This window comes from Paenibacillus sp. CF384, assembly GCF_900106745.1.
Lineage (GTDB): Bacteria > Bacillota > Bacilli > Paenibacillales > Paenibacillaceae > Paenibacillus_Z.
On record NZ_FNNV01000019.1, the window covers coordinates 37,542 to 58,106 of the forward strand.

General features: G+C 49.2%; 17 protein-coding genes. 5 read left to right on the forward strand and 12 right to left on the reverse strand.

The window, feature by feature from the left end; genetic code table 11:
* Nucleotides 1–339 precede the first annotated feature (339 nt).
* The 4 genes from BLW29_RS25230 to BLW29_RS25245 form a co-directional block, all read right to left on the reverse strand.
* Nucleotides 340–2,559 (reverse strand): hypothetical protein, encoded by a 2,220-nt coding sequence (locus BLW29_RS25230; protein ID WP_143044463.1) that lies wholly within the window; start codon nt 2,557–2,559, stop codon nt 340–342.
* Between the two features lie 261 nt (nt 2,560–2,820).
* A complete protein-coding gene (locus BLW29_RS25235; protein WP_090984851.1) occupies nt 2,821–3,813 on the reverse strand; it encodes a 3'-5' exonuclease in 993 nt (330 codons plus the stop codon).
* Nucleotides 3,814–3,944: 131 nt separating this feature from the next.
* Nucleotides 3,945–4,706, reverse strand: coding sequence for an SDR family oxidoreductase (locus tag BLW29_RS25240; protein WP_090984853.1), 762 nt, complete (start codon nt 4,704–4,706; stop codon nt 3,945–3,947).
* A gap of 18 nt (nt 4,707–4,724) precedes the next feature.
* Entirely contained in the window at nt 4,725–6,221 is a 1,497-nt protein-coding gene (locus BLW29_RS25245; RefSeq protein WP_090984855.1) for a DHA2 family efflux MFS transporter permease subunit, read from the reverse strand.
* Between the two features lie 226 nt (nt 6,222–6,447).
* Between BLW29_RS25245 and BLW29_RS25250 the strand changes: the two genes are divergently transcribed.
* The gene (locus BLW29_RS25250; RefSeq protein WP_090984857.1) at nt 6,448–7,047 is read left to right on the forward strand and encodes a TetR/AcrR family transcriptional regulator; all 600 of its coding nucleotides are present in this window, start codon (nt 6,448–6,450) and stop codon (nt 7,045–7,047) included.
* 82 nt (nt 7,048–7,129) lie between these two features.
* Here the strand turns inward: BLW29_RS25250 and BLW29_RS25255 are convergent, their stop codons facing one another.
* The 3 genes from BLW29_RS25255 to BLW29_RS25265 form a co-directional block, all read right to left on the reverse strand.
* A complete protein-coding gene (locus BLW29_RS25255) occupies nt 7,130–8,416 on the reverse strand; it encodes a beta-propeller fold lactonase family protein (RefSeq protein ID WP_090984859.1) in 1,287 nt (428 codons plus the stop codon).
* Between the two features lie 84 nt (nt 8,417–8,500).
* Complete coding sequence (locus BLW29_RS25260; protein ID WP_090984860.1) at nt 8,501–9,832, reverse strand: MFS transporter; 1,332 nt, start codon at nt 9,830–9,832, stop codon at nt 8,501–8,503.
* A 40-nt stretch (nt 9,833–9,872) separates the two neighbouring features.
* Nucleotides 9,873–10,499 (reverse strand): cysteine hydrolase family protein, encoded by a 627-nt coding sequence (locus BLW29_RS25265; RefSeq protein ID WP_218147136.1) that lies wholly within the window; start codon nt 10,497–10,499, stop codon nt 9,873–9,875.
* A 187-nt stretch (nt 10,500–10,686) separates the two neighbouring features.
* Here BLW29_RS25265 and BLW29_RS25270 point away from each other — a divergent pair, with 187 nt between their 5' ends.
* The gene (locus BLW29_RS25270; protein ID WP_090984862.1) at nt 10,687–11,301 is read left to right on the forward strand and encodes a YjgB family protein; all 615 of its coding nucleotides are present in this window, start codon (nt 10,687–10,689) and stop codon (nt 11,299–11,301) included.
* Between the two features lie 78 nt (nt 11,302–11,379).
* On the opposite strand, the gene BLW29_RS25275 is transcribed toward BLW29_RS25270, so the two are convergent.
* The 3 genes from BLW29_RS25275 to BLW29_RS25285 form a co-directional block, all read right to left on the reverse strand.
* The gene (locus BLW29_RS25275; RefSeq protein WP_218147137.1) at nt 11,380–12,432 is read right to left on the reverse strand and encodes an alpha/beta fold hydrolase; all 1,053 of its coding nucleotides are present in this window, start codon (nt 12,430–12,432) and stop codon (nt 11,380–11,382) included.
* A 111-nt stretch (nt 12,433–12,543) separates the two neighbouring features.
* On the reverse strand, nt 12,544–13,722 hold the full coding sequence (locus BLW29_RS25280) for an MFS transporter (protein ID WP_090984865.1): 1,179 nt from the start codon (nt 13,720–13,722) through the stop codon (nt 12,544–12,546).
* Nucleotides 13,723–13,897: 175 nt separating this feature from the next.
* A complete protein-coding gene (locus BLW29_RS25285; protein WP_177186820.1) occupies nt 13,898–14,332 on the reverse strand; it encodes a MarR family winged helix-turn-helix transcriptional regulator in 435 nt (144 codons plus the stop codon).
* A 189-nt stretch (nt 14,333–14,521) separates the two neighbouring features.
* Here BLW29_RS25285 and BLW29_RS25290 point away from each other — a divergent pair, with 189 nt between their 5' ends.
* The 3 genes from BLW29_RS25290 to BLW29_RS25300 are packed head-to-tail and all read left to right on the forward strand — an operon-like array spanning nt 14,522 to nt 18,217.
* Nucleotides 14,522–16,006: a spore germination protein gene (locus BLW29_RS25290; protein ID WP_090984868.1), complete on the forward strand. Its 1,485-nt coding sequence runs from the start codon at nt 14,522–14,524 to the stop codon at nt 16,004–16,006.
* A complete protein-coding gene (locus tag BLW29_RS25295; RefSeq protein WP_090984870.1) occupies nt 15,999–17,087 on the forward strand; it encodes a Ger(x)C family spore germination protein in 1,089 nt (362 codons plus the stop codon). The genes BLW29_RS25290 and BLW29_RS25295 overlap by 8 nt, the downstream gene beginning before the upstream one ends.
* A 20-nt stretch (nt 17,088–17,107) precedes the next feature.
* Nucleotides 17,108–18,217: a GerAB/ArcD/ProY family transporter gene (locus tag BLW29_RS25300; protein WP_090984872.1), complete on the forward strand. Its 1,110-nt coding sequence runs from the start codon at nt 17,108–17,110 to the stop codon at nt 18,215–18,217.
* A 15-nt stretch (nt 18,218–18,232) separates the two neighbouring features.
* Here the strand turns inward: BLW29_RS25300 and BLW29_RS25305 are convergent, their stop codons facing one another.
* Nucleotides 18,233–19,267, reverse strand: a complete 1,035-nt coding sequence (locus BLW29_RS25305; protein WP_090984874.1) for a FecCD family ABC transporter permease — start codon at nt 19,265–19,267, stop codon at nt 18,233–18,235.
* A gap of 2 nt (nt 19,268–19,269) precedes the next feature.
* Nucleotides 19,270–20,328 (reverse strand): FecCD family ABC transporter permease, encoded by a 1,059-nt coding sequence (locus BLW29_RS25310; protein WP_256208894.1) that lies wholly within the window; start codon nt 20,326–20,328, stop codon nt 19,270–19,272.
* Nucleotides 20,329–20,565: the final 237 nt, after the last annotated feature.

A 20,565-nucleotide genomic window follows, 5' to 3' on the forward strand; every position in this document is an offset into this window, starting at 1 on the left:
ATTCCACCGAATTTCAGCTAATGTAGACTCCTGGATCCGCTACATTCCGCCATCCCACCGAATTTCGGCTAATGTAGACTCCTGGATCCGCTACATTCCGCCATTCCACCGAATTTCGGCTAATGTAGACTCCTGGACCCGCTACTTGTCCACCAAAGCCACAAAAAAGTGACCGAGCAGGATCAACTTCTCCTGCCCGGCCACCTTGGCTAGCTTAGCTGCTTCCAGCCGTACCACTTCTACTACTGCCATTGCTAACCCTGCCACTTCTAACCAACTATCGTCTTGCCTCTCTCTCCGCCACTTCGCTTCGCCGACAAGCTACCCGCCTCACGCCCTCTACGGTGTGTTCGTCAGCCATATATAATCGACGTTCATCGTGCCTGTGGTCGAGAAGGGGTCGAAGCGCAAGGACTTAATCGTCCCGCTCCAGCCGGCGACGGTTCCCATATCGATGGTGTATTCGGTGTAGCTGCCCATATTCGCTGCTGTTGTGAACGTCTTGGACTTGGCTTCGTTCCAGGTCGAATCCGCATTCGTGATGAAGAAGAACTTCGCGCCGGTATCGCTCGTGTTGTTCTTCAATCGGATCTTGAGGTACCGATAGGATGACGCGATGCCGAGGTTAGTCGGACCAACGGAATACGGGTCTCCGCCGCTTGAAGTAATCGTCCAAATCCCGCCGGACACGCTGCTGCTGATTTGATTCGTATTGTTCCAGCCTTCCGTGCTGCCTGCCGTTGCAAAATCCCACTGCGCTGCAATACTCGAAGCCGTGTAAGCGACTGCCGGCGACCAGCTTACGTTATCGTACTGGTTACTGCCCGCTGCGCCGCTCGTAATTTCGAAGCGAATCTCATCTCCCGCAGCGACCGTTACGCCATCAAGGTTGCTTTCATAACCAAACCGGTCATTGTAGGCTACCGCTTGATCGCCACCAGCCGGCCAAATCCGCGTCCCGTTCTTCGTGATGCGAGCAACTACGCCGTCCCCGCCGGCAATGACGGATTTCAGCACGCGGCCGCGAATACTAACCGTTCCGCTTGTCGGCGCCGTCCATGCGCGGGCAACGATTTTGCCAACTCCGGTGTCGGGGTGCATTTCAAATTGCGAAACCTGCGGCACATTCGACACCGAAGATGCCTGCCAAATATTACCTGCTGTATCATAGTAGCCGAGGTTACTCCACGAGGAGCCGTTATAAGCCTTATACGTCCAGTTACTGCTTCCTTGCGTGGAACTAAACTGCTTCGCCGCGTGATAGATATTGCTGCTGTTCGTAATTTGAAGATTGTTGGTGAGCGTAAATCCGCTGTAATTGGCGCCGTCCTGGTACAAGAAATTGTTCGGCTCCGAATACAGATTGTCGCGGATCGTTCCGCTCGGCGTATCCGAATTGCCTGCACGGCGGAACGAGCCGCTTCCGTTGTTAATGAAGACATTGCCGCCTGCCACGCTGTTGGTCTCCAAACCGAGTCCCGGATGGATTGCCAAATACGAAATACCGGCGCCTGCGTTACCAGCAATGTAGTTATTGTTGATTTGCAGGTTATCCGTGCAGCACTCATAGTCGAACGCGACCATATCCGGCGAGGATGTGTTCGGCACGTTCGTGAACATGCTGTTCAGAATATACGAGTCGCTTACAAAAGCAATATAGATTGCCGCCGTCCCCGTATCCGAGTGACAGCCTCCTTCACCGTCGAGCTTCGAGTTAATCATGGTCAAGTACCGAACCGATGTCAGCCGCATCCCGTCATCGCAGCCGGTGCCGCCGCCCGCATTATCGCCGTGCATGTTGAGATTGTTCATCAATACATGCTCCGCCGCCTTATGGCCCGTTGCATTCATGTAGCCGGAATTATACCAATCAATCGAAATCGTATCGAGGTTTCGTGTGCCTTCTATCGTATCGAAGGTGACGTTATCCACAATGTAGGTGCTGGCGGGGTTAGAAGCGTTGAAGGTTTTGGAGGTGAACTCAATCCCTGCCGAGTTCCAGATGGCATCCCCGGTTGAATCATTGCCGCTGCCTGAGCCTTGATGAATGCCGTAGATATCATGGAAATATAAATTCGTGAAGGACAAATCATTATGCCCTGCTGTCGAGAACGTGACCAGAATGCCCGTTCCTGCGCTGCCTACCTCCAAATTGTTGATTTTCCAATAGCTCGGGTTCGTCAGCTTAATCCCGCGATCTGCTTGATTGCCGTTACGGATGATTTTCGCCTTGGCGGTGCCACCGTACGAATCAATCGTAATATAGTTTGTCGAGGTCCCTTGCCCGGTCACCGTCATTTGCTGATTGCAAGTGACGCCGCTCTTGAGCAGAATACGATCCCCTGCGCTCATCGTACCGATGCTGTTAATCGAGTTAAAGCTGTTATATGGCGATACCTGCGTGCCTGATCCATTGCTTCCGGCAGAGCAATCCACGTAATAGTCCGCTGCACTGGCCTTCGCATTCCATACAAAGAAGCAGCAGCCCACAACCAGTGCAAACAGCATCGCCTTCAGCCATTTCGATCCGAAAGTCATCCTTATCGACAGATCCATCATTTCTCCCTCTTCCCTTTTCGAATAGTCGCCTCACATCCGTGGAGTAAACCTTTCCAAAACAGAATCAGAATCACAACAAGCGTGTATGAATAACCTCCTTTCTTCAGTCGGTTATTTAAGTATACTAATTATTCTTTATAAACCGACTATCAATACTTTAACACGTTGATTTCTAACAATAAATATACTTTAATTATCAAACGCAAAAAAACCTCAGTGCCTTCATCTCGGCATCGAGGTTTTCAAGAACTATACTCCTCACTAAACGAGGTGAGATTGATAAATGCACTTCATGAGCTCGAATGTCGCTTTCGTATCGGCCCATGCGCGATGCGGCCGTTCATTTATGATGTCAAATTGTTCGCAAAGCGTGGATAAATCATAACTCGAAATGGGCAGCTTTAATTCCCTTGCCTGCTTGATCGTACAGAGCAGCTTGCCTGTCCAGACTCGAATATTCGCTCTGTCACAGATCGCCTTCAACACGCGATAGTCATATTGCACGTTATGACCGACGAGCACCGGCGTGCCCGCAAGAAATTTGTTTAATTGTTTCACGGCTTGAAACGATGTCGGCATACCAGCTACATCTTCATCCGTAATGCCCGTTAGCTCTCTGATTTGTTTGGAAATCTTCAGTTTTGGATTAACCAGCGTTTGGAATTGATCAATGATTTGGCCGTTTCTAAATTTCAATGCGCTGATTTCAATAATCTTAGCGTACTCCACGATCGGGGATGTGGTCTCAAAGTCCAGTACAACACCTTCATCCGGCATCGTAAGCTCACTGTAGTAGTCATACTTCTTGGCTTTCTCCTTCACAACGACAGGAGGATTCAACTGTGCCGCAGTGACCGCTTCAAGTGAATAACCCTTGAGCACGCCTGGCTGTATTTGATCGACTATGCTGATATCATTGAGCAGATCAAGCCGCTCCGTATAGGGATCGCAAGTTGTTTGCGCATACGAAACAAACTCGTTCAGCAGACCAGAGACCTGATCTTTATCCGCTAAGCCATGCAGCGATAGAGCAGACTTGGAAACGGCAAGCTGAATCCCGTAGCTTCGGTAGGTGCGATGCAGCAAACCGACGACCTTGCGCAGCCCGCTCCAGAATCCATAATCGGCCCTGCCTTGCCCTACGTTGAGCGCCATATAGCCCTCTTTTACCTCAGGAATGCAGCAATAAAACATCAATCTTGTTTCGGAATGATGTTCATAGAGCTTCGCAGCCAGAATAATGGTCCTGTTCATCACAATCACCTGCCGATTCCTATATTGGTTCCGCTGCCCTTATTATAAGGCAAAAAAGAAGCAGCCTCCTCCTTTTTTTGAGGAAACTGCTTCTTATCAGTAGACTAACTCTATCGCTCGCAACGATTCTCTTAGAATGCGGAAGTCCATCCGGCATCGGCTGTAACAACCGTTCCGTTCAAGAAGCTGGAATCATCGGAAGCCAAGAACAAGGCAACCTTTGCGATCTCTTCTGCCGATCCTGCACGCGGAATCAGGCCTTGTACCACCTGCGAACGGCTGAGGCCGAACTCATTGATGTTCTTCATCGAAGACGCGATGTTCGTAATCACTGCTCCGGGAGCGATCGCGTTACAGCGAATCCCTTGTTTGGCATACATAAAGCCCGTATTCTTGGTCAAGCCAACAACCGCATGCTTAGAAGCGGTATAGATTGCGCCGGCATGTCCGCCATTATAGCCGCCCGTAGAAGCAGTATTGACGATGACGCCTTTGCCTTTCTCAAGGAAGATCGGAATCGCTCTGCGCATGGCTCTCATGACGCTCTTCGTGTTGATATCGAATACGCGATCCCATTTCTCATCTAGTATATCCGCTACAGGCTCAAATCCATCCATAATGCCCGCATTGTTAACCAGAATATCCAAGGTGCCAAACTCGCTAACGGCTGTATCGATCATACCTTCAATGTCTTCCAATAACGCGACGTTAACTTGAATCGCTTTGGCTGTGCCGCCATTATTGACGATCTCTTGTGCAACTTGATCCGCACCTTCGAAATTAAGGTCGGCGACAATCACTTTAGCGCCTTCCTTTGCGTACAATTCGGCGATTGCTTTCCCCATACCCGATGCTGCCCCGGTAACAACTGCAACTTGATTGTGTAGTTTCATTGATGATCGTCTCCTTCGTTATCTGTTTGTCAGACTAACCGGTTGGGGTTCTAATTTGATTCCCGCTGCTGCTTTCTCCTCGACCTGCCCCGTGCGTTTAATGAAGAAAGAAAGCAACAGACCGACAACGCCAATGCCAATAATGACTAGATAGGCATCATTAATCCCTTGAATCGTCGACTCCATGATCATATGCTCCTGTGAAGCATTACCGCCGGATACCATCATATCCTGAAGATGACTCTTCGTGCGGGTCGTCATAACCGTTACCAGCAAGGAGGTGCCAATAGCACCGGCCACTTGCTTAATCGTGTTGGAGATGGCTGTACCATGCGCATTGAGTTTCGCAGGCAATTGGTTCAAACCCGCTGTCGTAATTGGCATCAGGAACATCGCCATCCCGAAACGTCTTCCTGTGGACATTAAGACCAGATAGGTATAACTGGTGGAATCGGTCAGATTCACGAAGCCGATTGTAGTTGCAATCGTAATGGCCATCCCGATAATGGACAACCACTTCGCGCCAAACTTATCGAACAGTTTACCCGTGATCGGCATCATAACGCCCATCAGAAGCGCCCCGGGCAACATCAGCAACCCGGACTCCAGCGCCGTGTAGCCACGTGCATTTTGCAAGTATAGAGGCAGCAGCATCATATCCGCATACATCACCATCGTAACCGCAATATTAATAATGGTCGTCAGCGAGAACATACTATATTTGAACGTTCTAAGCTCCAGAAGCGGCTCTTTGGACACCAATTGCTTCCATGTGAAGAGGATCAAGGCGATCACGCCAACAACGATGGAAACGATGACTTCCGCGCTTGACCAGCCTTTACTACCGGCGCTGCTGAAACCGTAAAGCACGGCACCGAATCCGATCGTTGAGAGGAGTACGCTCCACAGGTCAATTTTCGGGAATTGTCGTTCCGCTACATTTCGGAGGAAGACCATAGCGACTCCAATTACGATGACGGCAATCGGAATCATGCCATAGAACATCGTCCGCCAAGAGTAGTGCTCCATAACATATCCGGCTAGAGCTGGTCCAATTGCAGGTGCGAAAATAATCGCGAATCCGACCATGCCCATTGCTGCTCCTCGTTTGTCAGGAGGGAATACCGTTAGAATGACCGTCATTAGCAGCGGCATGATGATACCGGCTCCGGCGGCTTGGATCAGTCGACCGACCAATAGAACATCAAAGTTAGGTGCGATTGCCGAAACGATCGTACCCCCGAGAAAAATAACCATGGCGGTCTGGAACAGCTCACGTGTCGTAAACCGCTGCATGAGATAAGCTGTGATCGGAATTAATACACCGTTGACCAGCATATAGCCTGTAGTCAGCCATTGGGCCGTAGATGCCGCAATGTCAAAGTCAATCATAAGCTCCGGAAGCGCAACGCTCATAATCGTCTGATTCAAAACCGCGATGAACGCCCCCAGAATCATAACAAACATCAGAGGACCTTTCTTAATACTGCTGATTTCAAGGCCTGAAGTACTCATATTATTGCTCAACCCCTCTTCGATGAACTAATTTACACTATGTTGTATAATGTACCTAATGTAAGATTATAGCCACCGCACTACCCGATCACAAGCAACAGCTTTTCGCGATATGTAAATTAATTAACGTATCCGCCCCATTGTGTCGTCTAAACGAAACATCTTTTACGAAGTCTTTTAGAAGTGTCGTCCTGACAAAAGCGGTAAAGAAAGGGGCTTAGCTCTAATGTCGGTAAAATCACCACCACGGACGGATCCGCGTGTCCTTCGAACCCGTCAATTGATTCGAGATGCTTTCATCGATCTTCTTCAGGAACATGAGCTCGAGAAAATTACGGTTAATCGCATTGCCGAACGCTCCACGATCAGTCGCGTCACTTTCTATCTTCATTACCGGGATATTCCGGATCTCATGGAGCGGATGGCGGATGACATGATCAATGAAATTCACTCGATCTTGAAAGAAGTGCCGGACCAGCCCCAAGCAGAGGTAGATTGGACCATCCTGCTACGAATTCTCGAACATATCGCGGACAATTCGAAGTTTTACACGGTGCTTCTGGCTTCCAAACGAGTATCTGTGTTCACCGAACGCCTTATGAATCTAATGGTTGAACTTATTACCAAGCGAGCAGAGAGCCGAATCGCTTCCTCAACTACTCCGGCTGTGAACGTTCCAAACGACATTGCCATCTGGTATGGCTCCTCCGCATTCATCGGTACGATCGTCTGCTGGCTTCGTAATGACATGCCGTACACGCCGCTTTATCTCGCTAAGCAGCTCTCTCTGTTGTTCCGTCTACATCAAACTCCTTCCCCTACATAATGTCTTCCCATAGAAAAAGCGTCGGACAAGGTTCTAGCAACCTTGTCCGACGCTTCTTTGCGGCATCGCTGGAGTTATCGAATTAGAATAATAGAATTGGCGTAATCACGACTCCATCAGAGAATGCACCGGCAGGCAATGTGGCGATGATCTCGTTCGTTGCCGTAGCAATCACTTTGATGCAAGCACCGTTTAAACAGGTAACGAATAAGCGTGAACCATCCGGCGTGATCGCCATCGTAGTCGGGGTGGTCCCGCTGTTAAGAAAAATCGTAGTAATCAGAGCTAATGAAACGGGATTATACAGAAAGATTTGATCCTGTTCGCTGGCCACATAAAGTCTCGTGCCATCAGGCGTAATCGCGACGCTGGTGGTGAAGTTGCCGGGAGGCAAGAATATGGCGCTGATCGGCGTGAAGGTGATTACGTCGATGACGGATACGGTTCCTGATGTAAAATCCGCCGTATATACGACGGTTCCGGCCGGATTAATGGCAAGGTTGGCCGGCTGATCGGAATCGGGCAGCATAATGTTGGTGATGATCGTATTGGACAAGGTATCGATGACCGTAAGCGTGTCATCCCCCGGATTGCATACGTAAGCCCGAGAGCCGTCCGTATTCATGACGATGCGGCGCGGATCGACGGCAGTTAAATAAGGGATAAACCCAATAATCGCGCTTGTTGCGGTGTCTATGATTCGGATGGATGAATCGTTCCGGCAAGCCACATAGAGACGGGTGCCGTCAGGCGTTACGGCCATACCGGCAGGTACACTCGTGATCGGCAGTGTGATGACATTGGTTACCGTGTTCGTTCTCGTGTCGATAACCATGACCGACCTGACTTCATCCGAGGCATATACGTTCGTCCCATCCGGCGAAACGGCAAGATAGAGGGCATCGAACGGTGTATCAATGGTCGTCACCAGGTTATTGGTACCGGTATCGAATACCGATATGGAAGGACCTAGATTCGCGACATAGGCGAACAATAGATCATTCACCTGACTGAGCTCACCTACCAGAAAATAGGGATCCACGGCATCGTTCTCTCTCGTGACCGAGATGGCAACGGCCACCGTGCTTCCTCCTAATCCGCTTGTAATGACCCGAACCCCAAAGACTTCTAGATTGGCGAACACATCGTTAAGCGTGAACGACGAACCGGACTCGCTCATCGAGTTAAGCGAAACCAGCTGCACCGCGTAAATCGTTCTACTGCCGATCCCGCCTCCGGGCGGGTTAAGGGTATACGCTTCTATGCCCACTTTCACCGGCAGCCGCCCTGTATTCGCAACGTGGATAGACATGCTGACCATGCGTGGTGCCTGGGTATTTTGAATCGGGCCTGTATCATAGATTGGCATAACTCGTCCTCCTCCATATAGGATGAATACTCTACTAGCTACTATATGGTAGAGAGACAAGTTTGGTTATGGATATCTGACTCACTAACCGCGGGAAGCCTGCGCTTGCCGTTTACCGGATAACGAGTACCAGAACAGCATGCACAATGAGCATATGCTCACGGCAATCAATACACCGTATACATATTCGTACGCATGCATCAGCGAATATTTCTTATGGAATTCAAGCAGCAAGCCGCACACCGCAACGGATAATGAACCGCCGAAAAACTGGATGAGCTGCATAAATCCCATACCTGAACCGATGAGCTCGGCTGGTAGAATCCGTGACGTTTCATTGTTTAACGATGCCAGTGTCGCGGAGGCAGCCGGTGAGAAGAACAAGTAACCGATCAAGATGACAAGCGGTGATGCGCCGAGCTCAAACCTAAAGAGGATCAATACGGATGCTAGAAGACCGTGACCGAGAATGAGGAATCGCAAGTTGCCGTACTGATCAATCCAGCGTCCGAAGAATCGTGTCAGAAAGGCAGATAACACCGCTCCGGGTGCAATCATGAAGCCAATGACCAATGGTGTTTTGTCGAATAGATTCGCAAGGGCGAGCGGCATCAGGAACAGGTTGCCGAGATTCATAACCAAGATGCTGAAACCGACAAGAAGCAGCTTTAAGTACGTTGGTTTGGACAAGAGCTGCGGGTTAATAAACGTTTCTTTGGCCTGTTTGAGATGCCAGGCATGAAGGATGATGGATAGTAACCCGGCAATGAGCCAGATGACCGACCGATGCGTAACGGCAATCAGAAGTGCCGCGGCATTCACCACGGTAAGGACGGCACCTACTAGATCAAACCGAAACGGCTTTGGTTCTTCCTTGGGCAGCAGTCGCAGCAGAATCGGAAGCAGGACAAGCACAATGCAAGTAACGGCGAACAACCCGTTCCAGCCGATGTACTCGCTGATCAGCCCGCCGACAATCGGCCCAAGTCCGAATGCCATAGCTGAGCCCGCCGATATCATCGATATCGTTCTGCCGCGCCGTTCATAAGGGATATAACGGCTGGCGAGAACCAGACCAAGTCCGGCCATCGCGCCGGAGCCCGCAGACTGTGCGATGCGCGCGAGCAGCAGCGTTTGGAAATTGGTCGCCAGAATCCCGATAACAGAGGAAAGCCCCAGTATCAGGAGTCCGACTGCCACCAACCTTCGGATCGGCAGCACGTCGGAGAGTCTGCTGTAAATAACGGTCGATAGGGCATATCCGATGGAGTAGCTGGAAACGATCCACGATCCAAGCACCGCCGAAACGCCAATGTCTTGAATGATACTCGGAATGGATACGTTAAACATCGTCGTATTCATCACAACGATAAACAAGCCGAACGTCCAGACCGGCATTACGATTTTGTCATTCATGGGGGTACCTTCCTAATCTTAAGCTTTCCGTGCATGCTTCTTACAACTCGAGTGTAGCAAGCAGTTCTTCCGTTGTTACAATGGCATGCGCGAAAGTCGGCCCGTTAATGACATGCGCCGCATGCATCGCCTCTTGTGTGAAAGCCGCTGTGGCATCTTTCACAAGAGTCACATGGTAACCTAGCTCCATGCCGAAACGTCCGGTCGATTCAATGCACGTGTTGGCTATCATACCGATTAGAATGATCTTTTGTAAACCGTGCATTTTCAGTTGATGATCCAGATCCGTGTTCGCGAACCCGCTGCTTCCCCAGTGCTCCTTGATAATCACATCGCCATGCTGCGGTTGAAAATCCGCATGAAATTCCCCGCCCCATGTGCCCTTGGCAAACGATTGTCTTTCTTTGGCCCCAAGCTGATAGGGAGTCGGGTGATTCCATGTTTCGTAATCATCGGGTTCCGCTCTATGATGAGGCACGAAAAAAACACGAATGCCGGCCTTCCGAGCCGCTGCGACAATTGCTCTGAGATGGTCGAGCAAGTTTACGGAATCGCTTATTTCCTTCGTTCGCGGATAAATCTTGCCTTCCGGTGCTAAGAAATCATTATACGGATCCACCAGAAGAAGTCCTGTCGTCGTACTGTCGTAAGTCTTGGTCATTGTCATCACACACCCTTCCATTGGTTCAGTTTCCCCATAAAAGGCGATATGAATCGTAACTTTATTGTTACTTTTTCGTTACCTTTCTGTCATTCCTTCGATGGCCAGACTGGTTAATATGTAGTTGTAAGGCAAGACAAGTTGTCAACGTCAACCGTCCTAGTCCACAATAATAAGAAGAGGTGTATATAGCATGTTGAAGAATACAGAAGCAAGATCATCGGTGAAATTAGGAACCAAACTGGCCCTGGCCGGATTGATTGCAGTAGGCTCGATGGCAGTTATTACGCATTCGAATGTAAATGCAGCATCGGTAAAAGCAGCTAACACCCTTAGCGCACAGCAGGGCAGCACATATATCAAGAACATCTATAGTCTTGCAAAAGAAGGTAAAATTCCCGGACTAAACGCAATCGCAGGCAAAACGCCAATCTCTGCCGTCCATTACAAATGGGGCGCACCAGAAGTTGGGGGCGACTTAAAGGGCAACCATTATGAAATGTACAATTTCGGCATGGGTCAAGGCGCCTACGGTTTCGGTATCAACAAATCCGGCGTCATCTACGATCTACGCAATTTCGGACAGTCCGTGGATCGGACGGTTGGCGTTAAGTCATTGACGTTCGCATCCGTTATCAAAACGCTGGGTATGCCCAAAGAAGTTCGCTACAATGGTACGGACAAAATCTACGTCTATCATCCATCAACGAAATACGAACTGAAATTCGTCGGCCCGAGCAAGGTCGTTAAAGGTAAAGTTGCTCATATCGATCACATCAACGTTTACGCGGGTAAAGCGAATCTGTAATAACCGGCAGCGCGAATAATACGAAATAGCAATCGCCCCTACCTGGCCTTCTCGGCCAAGCAGGGGCGATTGTTTCGTTCAGCCGAAAAATTCCTTTAGCAGTTTCACAGTTTCCTGCGGACTCTGCTCTGCGATCCAGTGTCCCGCTTTATTGATTTTGACCATTTTCATGTCAGCAGCATTTTGCTTCAGAAACTCTTCCAGCGTATGACCCGTGGAGTCCCAGCCGGCAATACCAAGTGCAGGCACGGACAGCTTCTTATAGCTTTTCAGATCATCGATATCTTGTCTAAACGTGCTGTACCAACCATTACTAGCGCGAATCGCATCCGCACTGGCATATGCCGCATAGTAGATATCTTTGGTCTCTTGCGTCATCGGCGGTTTGCCATAAGCCAAGTAATGAAAGAGCCAATCTTGAAAGATGCTCATTTGTTTGCCTTGCAGCAGCTGTTCGGGCAGTTCCGGTACGGAATTGAGCGCAAACCACCATGGATAAATGGGCCGTTCACCAGGGCTCATGTCGTACACGCCTGGCGGAGCCACGAGCGGAATGTTCAGAAATCCTTCGAACGGATGCGGTACATCCATCATCACAAGTTTTGTCGTAGCCTCCGGGTATTGAGCTGCATACGCATAAGCAACCTGTGCCCCGATATCGTGTCCTACCATATGAACCTTGTCATAACCAAGCTCTTTGACCAACGCATGAATATCAGAAGACAGGGTCTTCTTATCGTAACCGGTCGGTGGTTTGTCAGAGCTCCCCATTCCCCGATATTCAACGACGTACACATGATAGTTCTTCGCAAGTTCCGGCATGATTTTGTGATACGCATACCAGTTCTGCGGCCACCCGGGAAGCAGGAACAGCGGTTTCCCCTTGCCGCCTTCCACATAGTGAAGCGTGACTCCGTTTACTTTCTTGTATCCGTTCTTGAATCCGGGAACCTTCTTAATGAGCTCCTGATCGGAGAACTTCTTCCTGTCCATATCGGGATCAGCAGGATGGTGAATGACCGCAAGAGCCGCTTCACTCCGATTATCGTAACCCGTGAAAGCAGATAGAAACAGCCCCATTACCAACGATATCGCCAACAAGCCGAACAGTTTTGCCTTTCTACTGCCCATAACAATTCCTCCGCATACGCGCATCTGTAGATGGCTATTATTATATTCACGCCATTATTATGGACAGATGCGCTGCGGTTATTACATGGGCTCGCTTTCCAACGCTCCCTATTATTGCGATGTTAATTTAGTGAAATATCGATTAAACGTGAAGGAATAAATCAGTACATAGATGACGATTAGTGCAGCAAACAGATTGAAAATAACCAACGACAAGTTCAGATTGAAGAATTGTGTCAGTACGCCGACAGCAACCGGAGGGACGATAAACCCGAAATACGCACATAGATAAAATGCGGATATGACGCGAGGACGTTCTTCCGGCTTCGGAAGCTGCCCGGCAAACCGCAAAGCAACCTGAAACGTCCATCCGGCGCCTATTCCTTGAATTAAAATGCCTGCCCATAATAAGAATAAGCTCTCTGCTTGACCCGAAAAAACGATGCTCCACGACCCAATGGCCAGAGACAGGATTGCAATCCGCATCCGTGTAACGGGATTACGCGGCCAAGGGAAGAACTGCATCAGCGCTCCGAGGCCTAGAAGCGCGAAGATTAACAAGCCCGAAATGGACAGGTTGTTCGTGTGAATCACATGCTTAACGAAGGATGGGATTAGCGAGAGCACAACGCCGCCTAACGTAAAGACGGTAAAGATCGGTAGTCCGATAAATGACCAGAAGTGCGCACTAATATTGTCAGGTACACCAAGCGAAATCTTAGCTTTGGCTTGCTTCTTCGCTTCCAAATCCTCGTGTTTAGGCAGCATCTCCAGCACAAGCAGAGAACTGAACAACATGACGATCAAGATCCAGAAAGGCAAACGAAGCGGCTGAACATGCAAGTATTGCACGATTAAACCCGAAGTCGCCGGGCCTAAGCCAAAACCGATGTTCACCACTGCCCCCGATAACTTGAGCGCTATGCCCACTTTGTCTTTGGCGCTTTGCTTGATTAGAAACGCACTGGCCGCACCTGTAAAAGCACCATACGCGACGCCTTCCAAAATCCTTGCAGCATACAGCATCCAAGTGTCCGTACTAATGCCGAACAGCACGGTTGACGCGATTGATATCCAAATACTGTAACGAAGCACTCGTTTCAATCCCCAAGCATTCGCTCTCGCTCCTACGACAAGTAACGTTGGCAGCAGGACAGCCGCATATACGGCAAACAAAATCGTGATTTCCAGACTGCTGAGCTGATAGTGCTCCCCATACAAAGGGAATAACGAAGAAATATAAGTGGCCCCGCAGGACATGATTAAAATAACCCAAAGCATCTTCTTCATGTAATTTCTCTTCTCCTCACAGGTTCAGTCATTTTAGTGTGCTACAGGTTGACTTGATTATTACAAGCATCCCAAACTAATTGGTCTTATATGCCCCTATTTAAAAAACAACCATACATCGAATCGACGATAATAACGAATGCTACCATTACCGTCGATATCCGCAGTCCATCTGTCATGCATGAAGGTTGATACCAACAACTTCATCCATCATGTTTCTCATGGAGCTAGCATGCTCAGCGCCATATTTCTCTTCGAATTCAGCCTGAGCTCGTTCCCAGCCCACTCTACCGATCTCCATTCGATTCAAACCTTCATCAGTAATCGACACGATTCTTGCACGCCGATCGCGCTCGCTTACTTCAATTCGAACCAAACCGTCTCGCTCCAGCGGCCTTAGATTATGTCCGATTGTAGCTCGATCCATCGTCATAAGCTCGGCGAGCTCATTCATCGTCTGTGCCCCGCGGTTCTTCAAGTAACCTAAGATCGCGTATTGCGTAGCTCGCAGCCCCGATCCTGACTCTGCTAAGCAGGTGTCATAGAACCGTGTAATATGCCTTGCTGCACGTCTCAACTTCGTGCAGTTGCAGAGATCCATGTTGGTCATCCTAGTCATACACCTCCAATCCGTTATTGCCAAATCGCATAAACTGATTTTAGTCTCATATTCCCCTAATTGCAAGTGGTTGAACTTGGTCAGTTCCAAACTAGTCATTTTGTATAGAAATGGGTATCACGAAACATAATGGTGTTAATTCAACCTACAAACCTACAGGCATAGGCAAGGAGCATTCCGATGAAGCCGCAGCATACACCGAAAACGATCTCCGAGGTTTTTGAGCTGGCACTGAAATCCGGTGATTTTCATCAATTCTCTCCGGTTGAGGGCGACTTTCCTGTACGCATTCAAATCAGTTATTATGAAACGCTCGTGGATTGCACGAAAATTAATCGATTCGTCGTATCCGAAATCCAGAAAAACATCGAACATATTCATAACCTAGAAGATCTTAAGAATATCATCCCTTTCGTAGATGTGAAAGTGACCCATGATCCAGCCGATGTCGAGAACAAGCTGATAAAAGGTTATGTAGTCATCCAGCTGAACGATGCGCAGCATGCATTTATCTTAGTCAACGTGAATCAAGCGGTCGTTGGCCATCGCATGAGCAATGAAAGCGAGAATGAATTCAGCGTCGTCGGGCCTAAAGTCGGTTTTGTGGAAAATATCGAACTGAATATTCACCTTCTTCGGCAGCAAATTTCCGTGCCGGAACTCGTGTTTGAAGAAATCACGGTCGGGTCCATGTCCAACACGAAGGTCATGATCGTTTATATCGAAGGAGTAACGAACGATCAACATATCCAAACGGCTCGGCAGCGGCTTAGTGAAGCAGATGCAGATGTTATATTCGATAGCTCCATACTGGACCAAGTCATCTCGGATCACACGAATACACCTTTTCCATTGTTTCTATCTACAGAAAGAGTGGATCGTGTGACCTATGCGCTTGTTTCCGGTCAAGTAGCCATTCTCGCGGACGGATCGCCTTATGTCATCACGGGACCATCTGCTTTCTTGGATTTTTTCATGTCGCCTGAGGATTATTATGTGCCCTGGATCGTCGGATCTTTCTTTCGAATTATTCGCATCATGAGCGTTGTCTTCTCTATATTCGCCACTCCTTTATATGTTGCCGTATTAACCTATCACTTTGCCCTGCTCCCGGAAACGCTGCTTGAGCCCTTAATCATCTCCCGCAGCCATGTACCGTTTCCACCTGTGGTAGAAGCGATCTTTCTGGAGATCACCATCGAGCTGCTGCGTGAGGCGGGGGCGAGGCTGCCTGCAAAAATCGGTCAAACGTTAGGTATCGTGGGTGGTATCGTAATTGGGCAAGCAACGGTTCATGCGGCGCTGACCAGCAATATTCTGTTGATTATCGTTGCGCTAACGGCGCTTGCCTCGTTTACAACGCCTATTTTCAGAATGGCGAATACGATCCGTCTATTACGATTTCCCTTTATCCTGCTTGCAGGTTTATGGGGAGGGTTAGGAATTGCTGTCGGTTTCCTGCTGCTTGCAGGACATTTACTACGGCTGAAATCATTAGGCGTGCCTTATCTGGCGCCGATATTCCCGTTTCGTACGGGTAACTTCTCAGACAGCTTCATCCGCGCTCCGCTTTCCTATATGACTGACAGAAGCAAGCATCTAAAGCCGAAATCGATACAACGTTATCATCCTAAGGAAGACAAAGAGGATATCAGCAATGAGTAGGTTCATCGTTCTGCTATGGATTCCCGTTATCGTCTTGGTTCTTGTTCTTGCCGGATGCGCCAATGCAGTCGTAGTCGACCATATCCGCAGCTTGACCGTACTGGGTTTCGATAAACACAATTCCGGATATAAGGCTTCGGCGCTGTATGCTGATTATGCGGATAAAGGAAGAATAAAGGTACTTCGGGGAGATTCCAATCGAACGCGGACGATGATCAAAGAGATGGCTTTCCAATCCGCGCAGCCCATTCGAATAGAGAAACTGAAAATGCTAGCCTTTAGCAAGGAAGTAGCTGCTGAGGGAGTCAAAACCTTTATTAAAACATTTTGCAGAGATCCGATCATCAGCTTCTATGCCATCTTGGCTGTCGTGGACGACTCCGTGGCATCCTTATCCGAAAGTTTGTTAGGCAAAGATAGCCAGGAGTTTCCTTATCACTTACTCGAGCAGAATATGAAACAAGAAATGATCCCGCACTCCACGGTAGCCACCGTGTTATTCGATTATTACGGACTAGGGCGGGACATCTCCGTGCCTTATCTTAAATTAAACGCCAATAAGGAAATAGAAATAGCCGGATATGGGATCTTTAAAGACGATCGTTTGAAGTTGGTCTTGAACCATGAAGAAATGGTGCATTATAAATTGCTGCAGGGTCGAGCACTTCGTGGAGAAATCCCGTTTGTCATTAGGAAGGACTCGAAGCAATCGCCGGCTGTATTTAATACGACTTCCGGCAAGATGAAGAGGAAGATATCCACTAGTGACAATAAGACGACATTCACTTATTCCTTCGTGTTAGAAGGAATGGTCACTGAATATCCGGATTGGTTTTCGTTAGGCGAGGAAGACAATACGAAGTCTCTGGCTGATCAGCTGGAGAAGCAGCTTCAAACCCATCTTCTTGACTTGCTGCACAAGTTTGTGAAGGAAGGCGTAGATCCGCTTGGAATCGGCGATTTGACAAGGTCTCGTCAAAGAGGCTGGACCGAAGCGAAATTCTATGCTGCCGAATACGATCACATTCAATTCGATGTCCACATTCATATCCGATTGACCAAAGCAGGAATCGCAGAATAAATTCGTGAGGGGGTATCTGGGTGGGAACACATGTAAAGGAAAGCTTAACCCTATCCCCTTATTTCCTGTGGATTCTCATACACGGTACCCAAATGCGCAGCACCTTGTTGCTTTTCCAGCACCGTATCATTCAAGGGGCTGAAATGGATGCCTGGCTATCTTTTGCCATCGTGGGCGTAAGCTTTCATCTCCTTCTTGTCATGATGTTTTATTTGCTTAAGCATGCAGCAGAGGGCGATATCATCTCCCTGCACAATCAGTTATTCGGTATGTGGATTGGGAAACTGCTAACTTTCGTGTTCTATGGTTACATCCTTCTGTTTATCGTAAATGAGCTAAGATCCTACATCGAAGTCATCCATGTGTGGGTTTTTCCAAATTCACCGCAGTGGAGCTTGTCGATCTTGCTGCTCTTGATTTCCGCTTACATCGTCTCCGGGGGCCTGAGGGTCATAACAGGCATTACCCTTCTCTGTGTCCTCATTCCGTCTCTGCTGATTCCGTCTCTTTATTTCCCGCTGAAGCATGCGCAGTGGACGAACTTTCTCCCGCTGTTCGACCATACCGCGTATCAGTACGCGGAGTCGGCCTACCATTCGTTAAGCACATTTATGGGCGCCGAATTTCTGCTGCTCTTGTACCCTTTCATTAAGAATCAGGAAAAGTCCAAGAAATGGGCTCATCTGGCGGTTGCCCATTCTACGCTTATTTCATTATTGATCGCCGTGGTTACTTTCGCATTCTTAAATCTTCAAGAGCTGAAGCATCTCATCTGGCCTACGCTGATTTTGTCCAAAATCATTCGTTTTCCGGTTCTGGAACGATTTGATTACGTCTATATTTTCTTTTGGTTTTTCGTGATTATTTCTCCGTGCTGCGTCGGCTTATGGGGATGTACTCGAATTCTGAAGAAAACAACTCCCTTGAAATCAAGACCCGCCTTATGGATCACCATCGGCATTGTGTTCGTCATCATGCTTCCCATGAAAAGTCCCTTAATGATCAATAAACTGGATTCTGCATTATGCCTGTCCGGGTGGATTCTAATGTATGGCTATATTCCGCTGCTATGTATATGGCTTGGTCTAAGAAATCGGTTTTCAAACATCAAAAGGGCAGCCTCATCTTGAGGCTGCCCTTACTCGCTAGGCTTTCGATCGTACTAACAGGAATAGAAAATAAGGTGAACCAATTACAGCGACGACGATACCCGTGGGAATTTCCGACGGCATGAATGCCCACCTGGCGATCGTATCTGCCGTAATAATGAGCAGCCCGCCTACAAGCGCGGTCACCGGAAGCATGGCTTGATGCCTGGAACCGACCAGTCTGCGAGCAAGATGCGGAGCGATTAACCCAACGAAACCGATGCTTCCGCTTACCGCAACACATGAGCCTGCGAGTCCGACAGCCGCTGCCAGCAAGAGGATCTGCTCCCGGGAGACGAATGCCCCCAGACCGGTTGCCATGGAATCACCTAGGTTGAGTATGTTTAACGTTCTGGCTTTATAGAACACGTACGGCAAGAGAATCGCAATGAACGGCAGCAAAGCGAGCACGAACTGCCAGTCTTTCCCCCAGATGCTTCCCGCCAGCCATGTTTGGATAAACATAAACTTTTCTTTGGAAATCCGCAGCGACAGCACAATCGTCACCGAGGATATACCCGCCGTCACCGCGATGCCCGACAGAAGCAGCCGCGTCGACGATATCCCTGTATTGCGGCGGTAGGCTAGCAGGAAGACTATCGCAGCGGTTAATGCCGACCCGACCCAAGCCAGCACCGGCAATAGATAGACGGGAGCGTTGGCGGCTACCGGGAAGTACACGACAAACAAGAGAACCGCTAGTCCTGCTCCTGAATTTACGCCGAGTATACCGGGGTCTGCCAGCCCGTTGCGCGATATGGCTTGCATAATCGAACCGGATATCGCCAAACCAGTGCCCACGAGAATCGATAGGACGATACGAGGTAATCGAAAATCAAATAATATCAATTCTTGCTGTGCCGTCCCATTCCCCAGGATGGTGTGAATCAATTCCATCGGGGTAAGCCGGATAAAGCCCGTGTTCATGCTGAGGATAAACACGATGATGATCCCAAGGCCGAATGAACCTGCTACGATAAGATTACGCTTATGCATGCGTTTCTCTGCGGAAGATAACACGATTTCTCTCATCCTTACAGCTCCCTCCTTTCTTTACGTGCCAAATAAAGAAAGAAAGGTACGCCAATGATGGCAATCAGTGCGCCGATCGGCGTCTCTTCCGGCGCATTAACCGTCCTGGCCGCAAGATCGGCCAGGACAACGAGCAATGCCCCCAGAATTGCCGAGCAAGGAATAATCCAGCGGTAATCGACGCCGACCAGCTTGCGAGTCACATGCGGTACTAACAGTCCGATGAACGCGACCGCACCGGCGACAGATACGGCCGCACCGGCAAGTACGAGCACGACGATCATCGCCAGAAACTTGATCAGCCCCGTTCTAAGGCCTAATCCTTTGGCAACGTCATCCCCGAGGCTAAGCATCGTAATGGCTGGGGATAATGCGATTGCAGCAGCCACTGCAATCGCGAACCAAGGAGACATAATTTCAAGCTGCGACCATCTCACACCGGCCACGCCGCCCGCGTAGAAGAAAGCTAGGTCCTGTCCAATCCGGTATTGAATGGCGATCCCTTCGCTGAGCGCTGTCAGCATCGCTGACAATGTAGCGCCGACGAGCACCAGTCGAACCGGCGTCAGTCCTCCCCTTGATGCGGCGCCAAGCCCAAATACGATCAACGCGCCGAGTCCGGCACCGGCGAACGAGTACAGCATCAAGTAGGTATACGGCAAGCCTGGGAAGAACGCAAAGCATACCGCCAGCGCGAACCCCGACCCGGAGTTGAGCCCGAGAAGGCCTGAATCAGCAAGCGGATTGCGAGTCATCCCTTGCATGATCGCCCCCGAGATGGCGAAGCTGGCGCCGACAAGCGCGGCTCCGAGTACTCGCGGCAATCGAAGCTCTTGGATGATCTGATGCGAAACAAGATCCGATTGATAATGAAATATAGCTCCCCATACTTCAGCAAACTTAATATCGGCTGCTCCGAAGGAAACGGATAAAGCAATCGACAGAGCTAGTCCGATTAGCCCGCCGATCATAATGAAAGTCGCGGTCCATGGCCTCGCATGAACGCGTACTCGATTGTCCGGTTGCTGGACCGGGCTTTGCGTTTTCGTGAATGATAACAATGTAACTACTCCAGTCCGATGAACCAATATTGTCAGCTAAGTCCCGCGCATGGCGTACAGCCCTTCTCTGATTTTATTGATAATTATTCTCAAGGTCAATGCTAAGATTTCCCAAACCCTTCAATAACGCAGCAAAAACCCAGAGCCCGGCACATGGCAGTTGTGGGTTTACTTATCCCGTACACAGAAAGTGCATATTGCTGGGCGAAAGCTAAGTTGCCTACTCCAATGGCGCAA

Coding starts and splice junctions, on each gene's coding strand:
- BLW29_RS25230 (WP_143044463.1), bottom strand. CDS start 2,559: ATGATGGATCTGTCGATAAGGATGACTTTCGGATCGAAATGGCTGAAG.
- BLW29_RS25235 (WP_090984851.1), bottom strand. CDS start 3,813: ATGAACAGGACCATTATTCTGGCTGCGAAGCTCTATGAACATCATTCC.
- BLW29_RS25240 (WP_090984853.1), bottom strand. CDS start 4,706: ATGAAACTACACAATCAAGTTGCAGTTGTTACCGGGGCAGCATCGGGT.
- BLW29_RS25245 (WP_090984855.1), bottom strand. CDS start 6,221: ATGAGTACTTCAGGCCTTGAAATCAGCAGTATTAAGAAAGGTCCTCTG.
- BLW29_RS25250 (WP_090984857.1), top strand. CDS start 6,448: ATGTCGGTAAAATCACCACCACGGACGGATCCGCGTGTCCTTCGAACC.
- BLW29_RS25255 (WP_090984859.1), bottom strand. CDS start 8,416: ATGCCAATCTATGATACAGGCCCGATTCAAAATACCCAGGCACCACGC.
- BLW29_RS25260 (WP_090984860.1), bottom strand. CDS start 9,832: ATGAATGACAAAATCGTAATGCCGGTCTGGACGTTCGGCTTGTTTATC.
- BLW29_RS25265 (WP_218147136.1), bottom strand. CDS start 10,499: ATGACAATGACCAAGACTTACGACAGTACGACGACAGGACTTCTTCTG.
- BLW29_RS25270 (WP_090984862.1), top strand. CDS start 10,687: ATGTTGAAGAATACAGAAGCAAGATCATCGGTGAAATTAGGAACCAAA.
- BLW29_RS25275 (WP_218147137.1), bottom strand. CDS start 12,432: ATGGGCAGTAGAAAGGCAAAACTGTTCGGCTTGTTGGCGATATCGTTG.
- BLW29_RS25280 (WP_090984865.1), bottom strand. CDS start 13,722: ATGAAGAAGATGCTTTGGGTTATTTTAATCATGTCCTGCGGGGCCACT.
- BLW29_RS25285 (WP_177186820.1), bottom strand. CDS start 14,332: ATGACCAACATGGATCTCTGCAACTGCACGAAGTTGAGACGTGCAGCA.
- BLW29_RS25290 (WP_090984868.1), top strand. CDS start 14,522: ATGAAGCCGCAGCATACACCGAAAACGATCTCCGAGGTTTTTGAGCTG.
- BLW29_RS25295 (WP_090984870.1), top strand. CDS start 15,999: ATGAGTAGGTTCATCGTTCTGCTATGGATTCCCGTTATCGTCTTGGTT.
- BLW29_RS25305 (WP_090984874.1), bottom strand. CDS start 19,267: ATGAGAGAAATCGTGTTATCTTCCGCAGAGAAACGCATGCATAAGCGT.